Here is a 15,840-nt window from a genome sequence, read left to right on the forward strand (position 1 = left end):
CTACCGTCCACAGTTCTACTTCCGTACCACTGACGTGACTGGTGCAGTTGAATTGCCAGCAGGTACCGAAATGGTAATGCCAGGTGATAACGTATCTATCACTGTGACATTGATCGCGCCTATCGCGATGGAAGATGGTCTGCGCTTCGCGATTCGTGAAGGTGGTCGTACCGTTGGTGCTGGCGTCGTTGCCAAAATCATCGAGTAATTGTTGATGTAGGTGAAAGCTGCGCTACAACCCGTGCAGCTTTCGCTTTAAAGAGTACAGGCCAATAGCTCAATTGGTAGAGTATCGGTCTCCAAAACCGAGGGTTGGGGGTTCGAGACCCTCTTGGCCTGCCAAACACCCAGAATAGTCTGTGGTGTTAATCATAAAGTTAAGTATATGATCGATAAAATCAAACTGGCTTTATCCCTGTTGTTACTAGCTTTGGGGATTGCCGGTTTTTATCTTTTTGAAGATAAAGCAATGGTTATCAGGATACTTGCCGTGTTGGCAGGTATTGTCGCGTCTGTAGCGGTCGCGTGGACTGCGCCACAAGGTAAGCAGGCGCTGGTTTTCTTTAATGAGTCTGTTGCTGAAGCCAAGCGTGTGGTGTGGCCAACGCGTCAGGAAACTATGCAAACGACACTGGCTGTTGTGGTGCTGGTTGTGATCATGGCTGCTTTCTTGGCGTTGGTAGACATCAGTTTTGCCTACATGGTGCAATGGATTATGGGTAGGGGGGCTTAATGGCTATGCGTTGGTATGCAGTTCAGGCCTTCTCCGGCATGGAGAAATCCGTCAAGGCCGGTTTGGAAGAGCGAGTCGCAAGATCGAATATCCCGGATCAGTTCGGTGACATTCTGGTGCCGGTAGAAGAGGTGATTGAGCTGAAAAATGGTCAGAAGACCATTTCTGAGCGTCGCTTGTATCCCGGTTACGTGTTGGTGCAAATGGAAATGACTGACGAAAGTTGGCATTTGGTGAGAAGTACACCAAGGGTGACTTCATTCATCGGTGGCACTGCACAACGTCCAACCCCGATCAAGGATAAGGAAGTCGAAATTATTCTGCGTCGCATGGATGACAGCAAATCTAATCCGACACAGAAGATGACCTTTGAAAAGGGCGAGAGTGTTCGTGTGATCGATGGTCCATTCAAGGACTTCTCTGGCAGCGTAGAGGAAGTGAACTACGACAAAAACAAACTGCGTGTTTCAGTGGTCATTTTTGGCCGTGCGACACCGGTTGAACTGGATTTTGCACAAGTAGAAAAAGAAGTCTAGTTGTGCATTGTGTCGACGGCCTGACTGGCAGTCGATATTTTTTAACGGGGAGCCTGCGACAGGCGCTATTACCCATTCAAGGAGTCAAACATGGCAAAGAAAGTCATTGGCTATATCAAGCTGCAGATCCCTGCAGGTAAAGCCAACCCAAGCCCACCAGTCGGTCCAGCACTGGGTCAACGTGGTCTGAACATCATGGAATTCTGTAAAGCGTTTAACGCGGCAACACAAGGCGTTGAACCAGGTCTGCCTATTCCAGTGGTGATCACTGCGTTTGCAGACAAGAGCTTCACATTCGTGATGAAAACCCCTCCTGCAACTGTGCTGATCAAAAAAGCAGCCAAGCTGGAAAAAGGGTCCCCACGTCCTCATACGGACAAAGTTGGCAAGATTACTCGTGCACAAGCCGAAGAAATCGCCAAAACAAAAATGCCTGACCTGACCGCTGCCGACATGGACGCAGCCGTTCGCACCATCGCTGGTAGCGCACGCAGCATGGGTATCGAAGTGGAGGGTGTATAACATGGCTAAAAGAATTGATGCGTTGCGTGCAAAGATTGACCGCAACAAGCTGTACCCGGTAGTTGATGCGCTGAGCCTGGTAAAAGAAGGCGCAACTGCCAAATTTAACGAATCTGTAGACGCAGTGATTAACTTGGGTATCGACCCACGTAAATCTGACCAGCTGGTGCGTGGCGCGATCGTATTGCCTAACGGCACTGGTAAAACAGTGCGTGTGGCTGTGTTTGCACAAGGTGCACAAGCTGAAGCGGCTAAAGCAGCTGGTGCTGACATCGTTGGTTTTGAAGATCTGGCCGAGCAAGTCAAAGGCGGTATGTTGGATTTTGATGTAGCCATTGCTACACCTGATGCGATGCGTATCGTTGGTGCCTTGGGTCAAGTGTTGGGCCCACGTGGTTTGATGCCTAACCCTAAAGTCGGTACAGTGACTCCAGACGCAGCGACTGCAGTTAAAAATGCTAAAGCGGGTCAAGTGCAATACCGTACTGATAAAGGCGGTATCGTTCACTGCACCATCGGCCGTGCTTCATTTACTGTTGAGCAACTGCAAGGCAACCTGTCTGCTTTGATCGAAGCATTGAACAAAGCCAAGCCAGCCAGCTCCAAAGGCGTATACCTGAAGAAATTGTCCGTCTCCAGCACCATGGGTCCTGGCGTACGTGTTGACCAAGCTTCAGTCGCTGCTTAAGCATTGAATCAAGTCCCGGTCCGTTAATGGATCGGGCAAGTACTTTGGGCTTGAGTGTTTATGCAATTTTGTAAGCACTCAAGAACATCAAAGACCGTTGGTGTTTTACTTAATTGAAAATTGAATGCAAATGGGTGAGTAATCCTCTGTTTGCAGCAGTTTGAAACCAACGCAGATGGCGATCCCCAACACAGGATATATCCATGCCCTGCACAAGGACGCCGTGAGTGGCCCGGTGATTTAACCGGGCTTTCATTAACGGAAGGAGAACAGACCTTGAGTCTTAATCTTACAGAGAAAAAAGAAGTCGTTGCCGAGGTTGCTGCGCAAGTAGCAAACGCACAAGCAATCGTACTTGCTGAGTATCGTGGTATTGGCGTAGCCAATATGACGAAACTGCGTGCTGATGCACGTAATGCAGGTGTGTATCTGCGTGTGTTGAAAAACACCTTGGTTCGTCGTGCAGTAGAAGGTACGCCTTTTGCCGCATTGGCTGACGACATGGTTGGGCCACTGGTGTACGGTATTTCTACCGATCCAGTTGCAGCCGCCAAAGTCATGAACAATTTCGCAAAAGATAACGAATTGTTCGTACTGAAAGCGGGCGCGATGCCTAATGAGCGTCTTGATGTGGCTGGCGTGCAAGCGTTGGCATCTACATTGAGCCGTGATGAGTTGCTGTCCAAATTGGCTGGCACACTCAACGAAGTCCCAACCAAGTTTGCTCGTGCCGTTGCTGCAATACGCGACGAAAAAGAAAAGCAAGCGGCTTAATTTTTAATCAAATTATTTTAGGAAATTTATATCATGGCAATTTCTAATGCTGACATCTTAGATGCAATCGGTGGCATGACCGTATTGGAACTGACTGCGTTCATCAAAGAAATCGAAGAGAAGTTTGGTGTTTCTGCTGCTGCTGTTGCAGTGGCTGCTGGCGGCGCTGCTGCTGGTGCTGCTCCAGCTGCTGCTGAGCAAACTGAGTTCAACGTCATCTTGAATGGCGCTGGCGACAACAAAGTGAGTGTGATTAAAGCAGTTCGTGAACTGACAGGTTTGGGCTTGAAAGAAGCTAAAGACCTGGTAGACGGCGCACCTAAAGCGGTTAAAGAAGGCGTAAGCAAAGCTGACGCTGAAGCCGCTGTGAAGAAATTGATCGAAGCGGGCGCTACTGCTGAGATGAAATAATTCACAATTGTGAATCTGGCTGGGCTGACGGGAGACCGTCGGCCTTCGCCATTTCTAGCGTTGCAGATTGTAAATAAACTGTAATTGTCTGGAAGCCTGTTGTAAAAGCGGTATTGTGGCCACATATAGATAAGCTAACCGGCTAATTTAAGTGGCTGATTTTAAATGCGAAGTTAGATGTCAAAACATTGCAGTGGATGAAAAGTGTTTTGTCTTCTACCCTCAAAAATTTCAGGAGACGCTATGAGCTATTCCTTTACCGAAAAGAAACGCCTTCGCAAAAGCTTTGCCAAGCGTGACAGCGTTCAAGAGGTACCTTATCTGCTGGCCATGCAGCTGGAGTCCTATAAATCATTCCTGCAGGAAAATGTACCAGCGGACCAACGTAAAAACGAAGGTCTAGAGTCGACTTTCCGTTCCATTTTCCCGATTGTGAGCCATTCAGAGAATGCCCGTCTGGACTATGTGAGCTACCAATTAGGCGCAGAGCCATTTGACGTGAAAGAATGTCAGCAACGTGGGCTGACTTACGCCGTGCCACTGCGTGTCAAGGTGCGTCTGACCATTATGGACCGTGAAGCGTCCAAACCAACCGTCAAAGAAGTCAAAGAACAAGAAGTCTACATGGGTGAATTGCCGCTCATGACCGAAAATGGCTCTTTCGTGATTAATGGTACCGAGCGTGTCATTGTGTCCCAATTGCACCGCAGCCCTGGCGTATTCTTTGAGCACGATCGTGGTAAAACCCACAGCTCCGGTAAGTTGTTGTTCTCTGCACGGATTATTCCTTACCGTGGCTCCTGGTTAGACTTTGAGTTTGACCCTAAAGATTACCTGTACTTCCGTGTGGATCGTCGCCGCAAGATGCCAGTGACCATCCTGCTGAAGGCATTGGGCTACACCCCAGAACAAATTCTGGAAACCTTCCACGACACCGACACTTTCCACATCGGCCCGAAAGGCGTGGAGTTTGAGTTGGTGGCAGACCGCCTGCGTGGTGAAGTGGCCAAATTCGACATTACTGACAAAGACGGTAATGTGCTGGTTGCCAAAGACAAACGTATCACCGTTAAACATATCCGTGACATCGAAAAAGCGGGCGTAACCACCATGGCGGTACCAACCGACTTTATGATGGGTCGCGCAGTTGCCAAAAACATTATTGATACTGAAACCGGTGAGCTGATTGCTAACGCCAATGATGAAGTGACACCATCATTGCTTGAAAAATTGGTCGCGGCAAAGATTTCAGAAATCGACACCATTTACACCAACGACTTGGATCATGGTAATTTCATTTCGCAAACATTGCGCAGTGATGAGATTCCTGACCAGTACAGTGCACGTGTAGCGATTTACCGCATGATGCGCCCAGGCGAGCCGCCAACCGAAGAGGCTGTAGAGGCCTTGTTTAATGGTTTGTTCTTCTCTGAAGATCGCTATGACCTGTCCGTAGTGGGTCGTATGAAATTCAACCGCCGTGCTTATCCAAGCAAGCTGGAAGACCGTTCAGCGACCTGGATGCGTCGTTTCTACGAAAAAGTCGGTCCACAAGGCGATACCGGTAGCAATGTGCTATCCAACGAAGATATCCTCGCTGTCATTGGCGTGCTGATTGAGTTGCGCAATGGCCGTGGCGAGATTGACGATATTGACCACTTGGGTAACCGTCGTATCCGTTCCGTGGGTGAATTGGCCGAGAACCAGTTCCGTGCCGGTCTGGTCCGTGTTGAGCGTGCCGTCAAAGAGCGTCTGTCACAGGCTGAGTCCGAGAATCTGATGCCGCATGACTTGATCAACGCCAAGCCAGTCTCCAGTGCGATTCGTGAGTTTTTCGGTTCTAGCCAGTTGTCGCAGTTTATGGACCAGACTAACCCATTGTCCGAGATTACGCACAAACGCCGTATCTCCGCTTTGGGCCCAGGTGGCTTGACCCGTGAGCGTGCCGGCTTCGAGGTGCGTGACGTACACACCACCCATTATGGCCGAGTTTGTCCAATTGAAACGCCTGAAGGTCCAAACATTGGTTTGATCAACTCACTGGCGCTGTATGCCCGTACCAACGAATATGGTTTCCTGGAAACCCCCTATCGTCTGGTTGAAGGCAACAAGGTGTCAGGCAAGATTGATTTCCTGTCAGCCATTGAAGAAAGCCAGTATGTGATTGCACAGGCTAACACCGAACTGTCTACAGACGGTGGCTTCAAGGAGGAATTGGTCTCTGCGCGTTTCCACAACGAATTTACCATGACGCAACCTGAGCGCGTGCAGTATATGGACGTCGCACCAGGCCAGATCGTGTCTGTTGCGGCTTCATTGATTCCTTTCCTGGAACACGATGACGCGAACCGTGCCTTGATGGGTGCCAACATGCAACGTCAAGCCGTGCCTTGTCTGCGTGCTGAAAAAGCCGTGGTCGGTACAGGCATTGAGCGTACAGTCGCGGTGGACTCCGGGACTGTCGTGACTGCCCGTCGTGGTGGCGTGGTCGATTACGTCGACTCAGGCCGTATTGTGATTCGTGTCCACGATGCTGAAGCGCAAGCCGGCGAAGTGGGTGTGGATATCTACAACCTGACCAAGTACACCCGTTCTAACCAGAACACCAATATTAACCAGCGTCCGCTGGTTAAAGTAGGCGATATCATTAGCCGAGGCGACGTGGTGGCGGATGGTGCTTCTACGGATATGGGTGAGTTGGCGCTGGGTCAGAACATGCTGGTTGGCTTTATGCCTTGGAACGGTTACAACTACGAAGACTCGATTCTGATCTCCGAGCGCGTAGTGGCTGATGACCGTTACACCTCCATCCACATTGAAGAGCTGTCAGTGGTGGCACGTGATACCAAACTGGGACCTGAAGAGATTACCCGCGATATTTCCAACCTGTCCGAGCGCATGTTGGGCCGTCTGGATGACTCCGGGATTATCTATATTGGTGCCGAGGTGGAAGCGGGTGACGTGCTGGTAGGTAAAGTGACCCCTAAAGGTGAAACCACTTTAACGCCAGAAGAAAAGCTGCTGCGTGCGATTTTCGGTGAAAAAGCGTCTGACGTGAAAGACACTTCACTGCGCGTGCCTTCTGGCATGACCGGTACTGTGATCGACGTACAAGTGTTCACACGCGAAGGTATCGACCGTGATGCCCGTGCGCAACAAATTATTGATGACCAGTTGTCTCACTACAAGAAAGATCTGGGCGACCAGATGCGTATTGTAGAAGACGATACTTTTGGCCGTATCAGCCGTCTGTTGACGGGTAAAGTGGCCACAGGTGGTCCGAACAAGCTGAAAAAAGGCGACACCCTGACTCAGGAATATCTGGAGAGCGTGGGTCGTTATGACTGGTTTGACATCCGTTTGAGCGATGAAGAGGCTGCCCGTCAACTTGAGCAGTTGAAAGACAGCTTGAGCCAGGCCCGCATCGAATTCGATAACAAATTCGAAGAGAAGAAGCGTAAACTGACACAAGGTGACGAACTGCCACCAGGTGTACAAAAAATGGTCAAAGTCTATCTGGCTGTGAAACGCCGTATTCAGCCTGGTGACAAGATGGCCGGTCGTCACGGTAACAAGGGTGTGATTTCAAAAATCTGCCCGGTCGAAGACATGCCATACATGGCTGATGGTACACCGCTGGATATCGTGTTGAACCCGCTGGGCGTGCCTTCACGGATGAACATCGGTCAGATTCTGGAAACCCACCTGGGTTGGGCTGCCAAAGGTTTGGGCAAACGCATTGGCGATATGCTGCAAGCAGAAGCCAAAGTGGCTGAAATCCGAGGCTTCCTGGACAAGATCTACAACAGTAGCACCGGCAAGAAAGAAGATATTGCTGGCCTGACTGACGCTGAAGTGATTGATTTGGCCACTAACCTGAAACACGGCGTGCCCTTCGCGACCCCGGTGTTTGATGGTGCCGCCGAATCTGACATTAAAGCGATGCTGGATCTGGCCTTCCCGGATGATGACGAGCACACCAAGAAACTGCAGTTCCACGCAGGTAAAACGCAGGTCAAACTGTTTGACGGCCGTACCGGTGATGCTTTCGAGCGTCCAGTGACTGTCGGTTACATGCACGTGCTGAAACTGCACCACTTGGTTGATGACAAGATGCACGCACGTTCTACCGGTCCTTACAGCCTGGTGACACAGCAGCCGCTGGGTGGTAAAGCCCAGTTCGGTGGCCAGCGCTTCGGTGAGATGGAAGTGTGGGCACTGGAAGCGTATGGCGCGTCATACACCTTGCAAGAGATGTTGACCGTGAAATCAGATGACGTGAATGGCCGTACCAAAGTGTACGAAAACATCGTCAAAGGTGAGCACAAAATTGATGCGGGTATGCCTGAATCATTCAACGTGTTAGTGAAAGAAATCCGTTCACTGGCCATTGATATTGATTTGGACCGTAACTAAGCCCCGCCATTAGGAGAGTCTCTATGAAAGCGTTATTAGATTTATTTAAACAGGTTACGCAAGAAGAAGAGTTCGACGCGATCAAGATCGCGCTGGCTTCACCTGAAAAAATCCGTTCATGGTCCTATGGCGAAGTGAAAAAGCCAGAAACCATTAACTACCGTACCTTCAAACCAGAACGGGACGGTTTGTTCTGTTCCAAGATCTTTGGCCCCATCAAGGATTACGAGTGCTTGTGCGGTAAATACAAGCGTTTGAAACACCGCGGTGTGATTTGTGAAAAATGTGGCGTTGAAGTCACACTGAGCAAAGTGCGTCGTGAGCGCATGGGTCATATCGAGCTGGCCTCACCTGTCGCCCACATCTGGTTCCTGAAATCCTTGCCTAGCCGCTTGGGCATGGTGCTGGATATCGCCTTGCGCGACATCGAACGTGTGTTGTACTTTGAAGCATTCATCGTGATTGATCCAGGCATGACGCCGCTGACCCGTGGTCAATTGCTGACTGAAGATGACTACCTGGCGAAGGTGGAAGAATACGGTGACGAATTCAACGCCGTGATGGGTGCTGAAGCCGTGCGTGAATTGTTGCGCACCATGGACATTGAGCGAGAGATTGAAACATTGCGTAGCGAACTGTCTGCGACCAGCTCAGAAGCCAAGATCAAGAAGATCGCCAAGCGTCTGAAAGTGCTGGAAGCATTCCAGAAATCCGGCATCAAGCCTGAGTGGATGATTCTGGAAATCTTGCCAGTGTTGCCACCAGAGCTGCGTCCATTGGTGCCATTGGATGGTGGCCGGTTTGCGACCTCGGATCTGAACGACCTGTATCGCCGTGTGATCAACCGTAACAACCGCTTGAAGCGTTTGTTAGAGCTGAAAGCGCCTGAAATCATCGTCCGTAACGAAAAACGTATGTTGCAAGAGGCTGTTGACTCTCTGCTGGATAACGGTCGTCGCGGTAAAGTCATGACCGGCGCCAACAAGCGTCCGCTCAAATCGCTGGCTGACATGATCAAAGGTAAAGGCGGTCGTTTCCGTCAAAACCTGTTGGGTAAACGTGTGGACTACTCCGGCCGTTCCGTAATCGTGGTCGGTCCGCAGTTGAAACTGCATCAGTGCGGTTTGCCTAAGAAAATGGCGCTGGAATTGTTCAAGCCTTTCATTTTCCACAAGCTGGAAGTGTTAGGTCTGGCAACCACCATTAAAGCTGCCAAGAAGAAAGTGGAAGAGGAAGGACCAGAAGTCTGGGATATCCTCGAGGACGTGATCCGTGAGCATCCGGTGTTGTTGAACCGTGCGCCTACCTTGCACCGTTTGGGTATCCAGGCATTTGAGCCGGTATTGATCGAAGGTAAAGCGATCCAGTTGCACCCATTGGTGTGTTCAGCCTTTAACGCCGACTTTGACGGTGACCAGATGGCGGTACACGTTCCATTGAGTCTGGAAGCACAGATGGAAGCCCGTACGTTGATGCTGGCTTCCAACAACGTACTGTCTCCAGCCAACGGCGAGCCTATCATTGTGCCTTCGCAGGATATCGTGTTGGGTCTGTACTACATGACTCGCGAAAAAGTGGCTGCACGTGGCGAAGGTATGATCTTCAGTGACATCAAGGAAGTGCAACGTGTGTACGACCAGGGGCTGATCGATTTGCACGCCAAGATTACGGTGCGTATCCGTGAGTTCGAGATGGATGTGACCGGTCACAAAACTGAGAAATTCAATCGGTATAACACCACCGTTGGCCGTGCTTTGCTGTCTGAAATTCTGCCACCAGGCATGCCATACAGCTACATTGACAAGGCACTGAAGAAAAAAGAAATTTCACGCCTGATCAACGCCAGCTTCCGTAAGGTAGGCATCCGTGAAACCGTGATCTTCGCGGATAAACTGATGTACACCGGTTACTCATACGCTACCAAAGCCGGTATCTCTATCAGCATCAATGACATGTTGGTGCCGCCAGAGAAAGAGCAATTGATTGCGGCTGCCGATGCTGAAGTGAAAGAGATCGAAGACCAGTATGTGTCCGGTCTGGTGACACAGGGTGAGCGTTACAACAAGGTGGTCGACATCTGGGGTCGTGCTGGTGACAAAGTGGCTGAGGCCATGATGAAGCAGTTGCGCGAAGAAGATGTCAAGGACGCTGACGGCAACGTGGTCACCAAAGACGGTAAAGCCGTTCGTCAGGAATCCTTTAACGCGATTTACATGATGGCTGACTCTGGTGCGCGGGGTTCCGCAGCGCAGGTGCGTCAGCTGGCTGGTATGCGTGGCCTGATGGCGAAACCAGATGGTTCCATTATTGAAACGCCGATCAAGGCGAACTTCCGTGATGGCTTGAACGTGTTGCAATACTTTATTTCAACCCACGGTGCGCGTAAGGGTCTGGCCGATACGGCGCTGAAAACAGCGAACTCCGGTTACCTGACACGCCGTCTGGTAGACGTGACACAAGACTTGGTTGTGACCGAGACGGATTGTGGCACCACCGAAGGCTTGGTCACCAAGGCGTTGGTTAAAGGCGGTGAAGTGGTTGAGCCCTTGCATGACCGTATCCTGGGCCGTACCTCTGCTCTGGATATCTTGCATCCTGAAACACAGGAAGTGGTATTCGCAGCCGGTACTTTGCTGGGTGAAGACGAAGTCGAGAAAATTGATGCGTTGGGCATTGATGAAGTCAAAGTGCGTACTGCCCTGACTTGCGACACGCGTTACGGTATCTGCGCCAAGTGCTACGGTCGTGACCTGGGTCGTGGCAAGCTGATCAGTATCGGCGAGTCTGTCGGCGTGATTGCGGCACAGTCCATCGGTGAGCCTGGTACACAGTTGACCATGCGTACATTCCACATTGGTGGTGCGGTATCGCGTGCAGCTTCTGTGTCACAAGTAGAGAGCAAGTCTAACGGTACTGCTGGCTTCACTTCTACCATGCGTTACGTGACCAACTCACGTGGGGAGCAGATCGTGATTTCCCGTAACGGTGAGGTTGTGATTTCTGACGACAATGGCCGTGAGCGTGAGCGTCATAAAGTGCCTTACGGTGCGACGCTGACCATCAATGATGGTAAGACGGTTAAAGCGGGTCAGGCCTTGGCGACTTGGGATCCACATACTCGTCCGATTATTACCGAGTATGCGGGTCGCGTGAAGTTCGAGAACGTTGAAGAAGGCGTCACGGTTGCCAAGCAGGTGGATGAAGTCACTGGCTTGTCCTCACTGGTGGTGATTGATCCTAAACAAAGAGCGGGCTCGACTAAAGGCTTGCGTCCACAGGTGAAATTGCTGGATGCAAATGGTGTGGAAGTGAAAATTGCCGGTACTGAAACGCCGGTCAACGTCACCTTCCAGCTGGGTTGTATCATTACCGTGAAAGATGGTCAGGAAGTGGGTGTGGGTGAAGTGCTGGCACGTATCCCGCAAGAATCCTCCAAAACACGGGATATTACCGGGGGTCTGCCACGTGTGGCTGAACTGTTCGAAGCGCGTTCACCCAAAGATGCCGGCATGCTGGCAGAAGTGACCGGTACTGTGTCATTTGGTAAGGACACCAAGGGTAAGCAGCGTCTGGTCATTACTGACCTCGACGGTATTACCAGCGAGTTCCTGATTGCCAAGGACAAGCACGTGACCGCGCACGATGGTCAAGTGGTCACCAAGGGTGAAACGATTGTGGACGGCCCGGCAGATCCGCAAGACATCTTGCGTCTGCAAGGTCGTGAGGCACTGGCGCGTTACATCATTGACGAAGTACAAGACGTGTATCGTTTGCAGGGCGTGAAGATTAACGACAAGCACATTGAAGTCATTGTGCGTCAGATGTTGCGCCGTGTGAAAGTGCAAGATGCCGGTGATACCAGCTTCATCCCGGGTGAGCAGGTAGAACGTGCAGACTTGTTGACTGAAAACGAACGCGTCATTGCCGAAAACAAACGTCCGGCAACTTTCGAGTACGTATTGCTGGGGATTACCAAGGCATCGCTGTCTACGGACTCCTTCATCTCTGCCGCATCCTTCCAGGAAACGACAAGAGTGTTGACCGAGGCTGCGATCTTGGGCAAACGCGACGATCTGCGTGGCTTGAAAGAAAACGTGATTGTCGGCCGTCTGATTCCAGCCGGTACCGGTTTGGCGTATCACGAGTCTCGCAAGCGTGCAGCAATTGCGTCCTTGACGCCAAATGTCGCTGAGCCTTCAGAAGCGATGTTGGCCGCTGAAGCGATGTTTGCACCAGAAGAAGTGGTTGAAGAAACCGCAACGGACGACAACGCGACCGAGTAATTTTAGGCTTTTCCGGTCGTCAGGCCGGGCAATAAAACAAGGGGTGTGCAAGTATGAATAATGCTTGACACCCCTTGACTCGTTTATTAAAATGCTGGGTTTCTCAGAATAGCCTTATTGTCTCAATAAGGTGTTATTGTTGATATGCCGCCAGTCCTGAGTTTCCTGCTCAGTTGGTGGATTTTTTAAGGTGAAGAGGTTAAGGCAATGCCAACCATTAATCAGTTAGTACGTAAACCACGCGTTAAAGTGGTAACCAAGAGCAAGGTTCCAGCCCTGGAATCGTGCCCGCAAAAGCGTGGTGTATGTACCCGTGTGTACACCACTACTCCTAAAAAGCCAAACTCCGCGTTGCGTAAGGTTGCCAAAGTGCGCCTGACTAACGGTTACGAAGTAATTAGCTACATCGGCGGTGAAGGCCATAACCTGCAAGAGCACTCTGTGGTGCTGATTCGCGGTGGTCGTGTAAAAGACTTGCCAGGTGTGCGTTACCACATGGTGCGCGGTAGCTTGGATACGGCTGGTGTGAAAGATCGTAAACAGTCACGTTCCAAATACGGTGCTAAACGTCCTAAAGAAGCTAAAGCTTAATTTGTTAAGTTGGTTTCGGACATTGGTCCAATTTTTAATAGCGGCTGAAATGCCTTGCAGTGTTGTAGCTAGCAAAATTTAATTGAAAGAGAATAGTTATGCCTAGACGTAGAGAAGTCCCCAAACGTAATATCTTGCCGGATCCAAAATTTGGTAGCCAGGAAGTATCCAAATTCGTAAACGTACTGATGACAGGTGGTAAGAAATCTGTTGCTGAGCGTATTGTTTACGGTGCATTTGATCAAGTGGCCAGCAAGAGTGGCAAAGATCCGCTGGAATTATTCACCACAGCGTTGAACAATCTGCGCCCTATCGTTGAAGTGAAAAGCCGTCGCGTCGGTGGTGCTAACTATCAGGTGCCTGTTGAAGTGCGTCCTAGCCGTCGTAGCGCCTTGGCAATGCGTTGGTTGCGTGATGCAGCGCGCAAGCGTGGCGAAAAGTCCATGGGCTTGCGTCTGGCTGCTGAGTTGCTTGAAGCCTCAGAAGGCCGCGGCGCCGCAATGAAGAAGCGTGAAGAAGTTCATCGTATGGCAGAAGCCAACAAGGCTTTCTCACACTTCCGTTTTTAATTAAACGACCTCGTTCTTTAATAATTAGTTGAATTGATAGCAAAGGTAAAGCATCGTGGCACGTAAAACCCCTATTGAACGCTACCGTAATATTGGTATTTCTGCGCACATTGACGCAGGTAAAACAACCACGACAGAACGTATTCTGTTCTACACTGGTGTGAACCATAAAATTGGTGAGGTGCACGATGGTGCAGCGACCATGGACTGGATGGAACAAGAGCAGGAGCGTGGGATTACCATTACTTCCGCTGCGACCACCTGTTTCTGGAAAGGCATGGACCTGTCTTTGCCTGAGCATCGATTCAACATTATTGATACCCCTGGGCACGTAGACTTCACGATTGAAGTTGAGCGTTCCATGCGTGTGCTGGATGGCGCCTGCATGGTGTACTGTGCGGTAGGTGGTGTGCAACCACAATCTGAAACTGTTTGGCGTCAGGCCAACAAATACAAAGTGCCTCGCTTGGCCTTTGTGAACAAAATGGACCGTTCTGGTGCCGACTTCTTCAAAGTGGTTGAGCAGATGAAAACGCGTCTGCGCGCAAGCCCAGTGCCTGTGGTGATCCCAATTGGCCGTGAAGATACTTTCACTGGCGTCGTTGATCTCATGAAAATGAAAGCCATCATCTGGGATGAGGCTTCTCAAGGCATGAAATTTACTTACGGTGAGATTCCGGCTGATCTGGTTGAGACTGCTAAAAAATGGCGCGAGCAGATGGTTGAATCTGCGGCTGAAGCCAGCGAAGATCTGATGAACAAATACCTGGAAAACGGTGATCTGGAAGAGAAGGACATCGTGTTTGGTCTGCGTACGCGTACCATTGCGGGTGAAATTCAGCCGATGCTGTGCGGTTCTGCCTTTAAAAACAAAGGCGTGCAACGTATGCTGGATGCGGTGATTCAGTTCCTGCCATCTCCAGTAGATATTCCTGATGTGACCGGTGAAGATGATGATGGCAAACCAGCCAGCCGTAAAGCCGATGACAAAGAGGGGTTCTCTGCGCTGGCATTTAAATTGATGACAGACCCGTTTGTCGGTCAGTTGACTTTTATCCGTGTTTACTCTGGTGTGTTGAACAAGGGTGATACCGTACTCAACTCTGTGAAGGGTAAAAAAGAGCGTATCGGTCGTATCGTTCAGATGCATGCGAATAACCGTGAAGAAGTGGATGAAGTGTTGGCAGGCGACATTGCAGCCTGTATCGGTTTGAAAGAAGTGACCACAGGTGAATCTCTGTGCTCTCCAGACAAGCCTATCATCCTTGAACGCATGGTATTCCCTGAGCCAGTGATTCACGTGGCTGTTGAGCCAAAAACCAAGAGCGATCAGGAAAAAATGGGCTTGGCATTGGGTCGTTTGGCACAAGAAGACCCTTCTTTCCGCGTGCGTTCCGACGAAGAGTCTGGCCAAACCATTATTTCCGGTATGGGTGAATTGCACCTGGAGATTCTGGTTGACCGTATGAAGCGTGAATTCAACGTTGAAGCCAACGTAGGTGCGCCACAAGTGGCTTACCGTGAAGCGATCCGTAAAGCGGTTGAGGTTGAAGGTAAATTCGTTAAACAGTCCGGTGGTAAAGGTCAGTACGGTCACGTATGGCTCAAAATGGAGCCAAATGAGGCTGGTAAAGGTTACGAGTTCGTGGATGCCATTAAAGGCGGTACTGTGCCACGTGAATTTATCCCTGCAGTAGATAAAGGGTTGCGTGAAACGATTCCAGCAGGTGTTCTGGCAGGCTTCCCAGTGGTCGACGTAAAAGTGACCCTGTTTGATGGTTCCTACCATGACGTTGACTCGAACGAAAACGCGTTCAAGATGGCTGCTTCTATCGGTTTCAAAGATGGTATGCGTAAAGCAGATCCAGTCTTGCTGGAGCCAATGATGGCGGTTGAAGTTGAAACGCCTGAAGAGTACATGGGTGATGTGATGGGTGACTTGTCATCTCGTCGTGGCATCATTCAGGGCATGGATGATATGCCTGGTGGCGGTAAAGCGATTAAAGCTGAAGTGCCGCTGTCAGAGATGTTTGGTTACTCCACTGTCGTGCGTTCCTTGTCACAAGGTCGTGCAACCTACAGCATGGAATTCAAACACTACGCAGATGCGCCGAAAAACGTTGCTGATGCAATCATCAACAAAAAATAATTGATTTTTAAAGTATTGAATTAAAGGAAAAACATCATGGCAAAAGGCAAATTTGAACGTACCAAGCCACACGTGAACGTTGGTACGATTGGTCACGTTGACCACGGTAAGACAACATTGACAGCGGCGATCACCACAGTGTTGACCAAGAAATTTGGTGGCGAAGCA

The 15,840-nt window shown here is 50.3% G+C and carries 12 protein-coding genes, 1 tRNA gene and 1 pseudogene; all 14 read left to right on the forward strand.

What is annotated here, in order from left to right; translation table 11 throughout:
- Positions 1–208: pseudogene (gene tuf / locus GOC95_RS14325) on the forward strand (elongation factor Tu); the annotation flags it as partial.
- Positions 209–266: 58 nt separating this feature from the next.
- Positions 267–342 (forward strand) — tRNA-Trp (locus GOC95_RS14330).
- Positions 343–385: 43 nt separating this feature from the next.
- Complete coding sequence (gene secE / locus GOC95_RS14335) at positions 386–733, forward strand: preprotein translocase subunit SecE (protein WP_275357986.1); 348 nt, start codon at positions 386–388, stop codon at positions 731–733.
- On the forward strand, positions 733–1,269 hold the full coding sequence (gene nusG, locus GOC95_RS14340) for a transcription termination/antitermination protein NusG (RefSeq protein WP_194748743.1): 537 nt from the start codon (positions 733–735) through the stop codon (positions 1,267–1,269). The genes secE and nusG overlap by 1 nt, the downstream gene beginning before the upstream one ends.
- A 90-nt stretch (positions 1,270–1,359) precedes the next feature.
- Positions 1,360–1,791: a 50S ribosomal protein L11 gene (gene rplK, locus GOC95_RS14345; RefSeq protein ID WP_029147986.1), complete on the forward strand. Its 432-nt coding sequence runs from the start codon at positions 1,360–1,362 to the stop codon at positions 1,789–1,791.
- 1 nt (position 1,792) lies between these two features.
- Positions 1,793–2,479: a 50S ribosomal protein L1 gene (gene rplA, locus GOC95_RS14350; protein ID WP_194748742.1), complete on the forward strand. Its 687-nt coding sequence runs from the start codon at positions 1,793–1,795 to the stop codon at positions 2,477–2,479.
- 276 nt (positions 2,480–2,755) lie between these two features.
- On the forward strand, positions 2,756–3,253 hold the full coding sequence (gene rplJ / locus GOC95_RS14355) for a 50S ribosomal protein L10 (RefSeq protein ID WP_194748741.1): 498 nt from the start codon (positions 2,756–2,758) through the stop codon (positions 3,251–3,253).
- A gap of 33 nt (positions 3,254–3,286) precedes the next feature.
- Entirely contained in the window at positions 3,287–3,664 is a 378-nt protein-coding gene (gene rplL / locus GOC95_RS14360; RefSeq protein ID WP_194748740.1) for a 50S ribosomal protein L7/L12, read from the forward strand.
- A gap of 243 nt (positions 3,665–3,907) precedes the next feature.
- Complete coding sequence (rpoB, locus tag GOC95_RS14365) at positions 3,908–8,080, forward strand: DNA-directed RNA polymerase subunit beta (RefSeq protein ID WP_275357991.1); 4,173 nt, start codon at positions 3,908–3,910, stop codon at positions 8,078–8,080.
- A gap of 23 nt (positions 8,081–8,103) precedes the next feature.
- Positions 8,104–12,363, forward strand: a complete 4,260-nt coding sequence (gene rpoC / locus GOC95_RS14370; RefSeq protein WP_194748738.1) for a DNA-directed RNA polymerase subunit beta' — start codon at positions 8,104–8,106, stop codon at positions 12,361–12,363.
- A 207-nt stretch (positions 12,364–12,570) separates the two neighbouring features.
- On the forward strand, positions 12,571–12,954 hold the full coding sequence (gene rpsL / locus GOC95_RS14375) for a 30S ribosomal protein S12 (protein ID WP_194748737.1): 384 nt from the start codon (positions 12,571–12,573) through the stop codon (positions 12,952–12,954).
- Between the two features lie 98 nt (positions 12,955–13,052).
- A complete protein-coding gene (rpsG, locus tag GOC95_RS14380; RefSeq protein WP_194748736.1) occupies positions 13,053–13,523 on the forward strand; it encodes a 30S ribosomal protein S7 in 471 nt (156 codons plus the stop codon).
- 55 nt (positions 13,524–13,578) lie between these two features.
- The gene (gene fusA, locus GOC95_RS14385) at positions 13,579–15,672 is read left to right on the forward strand and encodes an elongation factor G (protein WP_194748735.1); all 2,094 of its coding nucleotides are present in this window, start codon (positions 13,579–13,581) and stop codon (positions 15,670–15,672) included.
- A 36-nt stretch (positions 15,673–15,708) separates the two neighbouring features.
- Positions 15,709–15,840 (forward strand): GTP-binding protein (locus GOC95_RS14390; protein ID WP_236061810.1); only part of this gene is annotated, 132 nt, incomplete at its 3' end.

Source organism: Methylophilus sp. YYY-1 (assembly GCF_029132825.1).
GTDB lineage: Bacteria > Pseudomonadota > Gammaproteobacteria > Burkholderiales > Methylophilaceae > Methylophilus > Methylophilus glucosoxydans.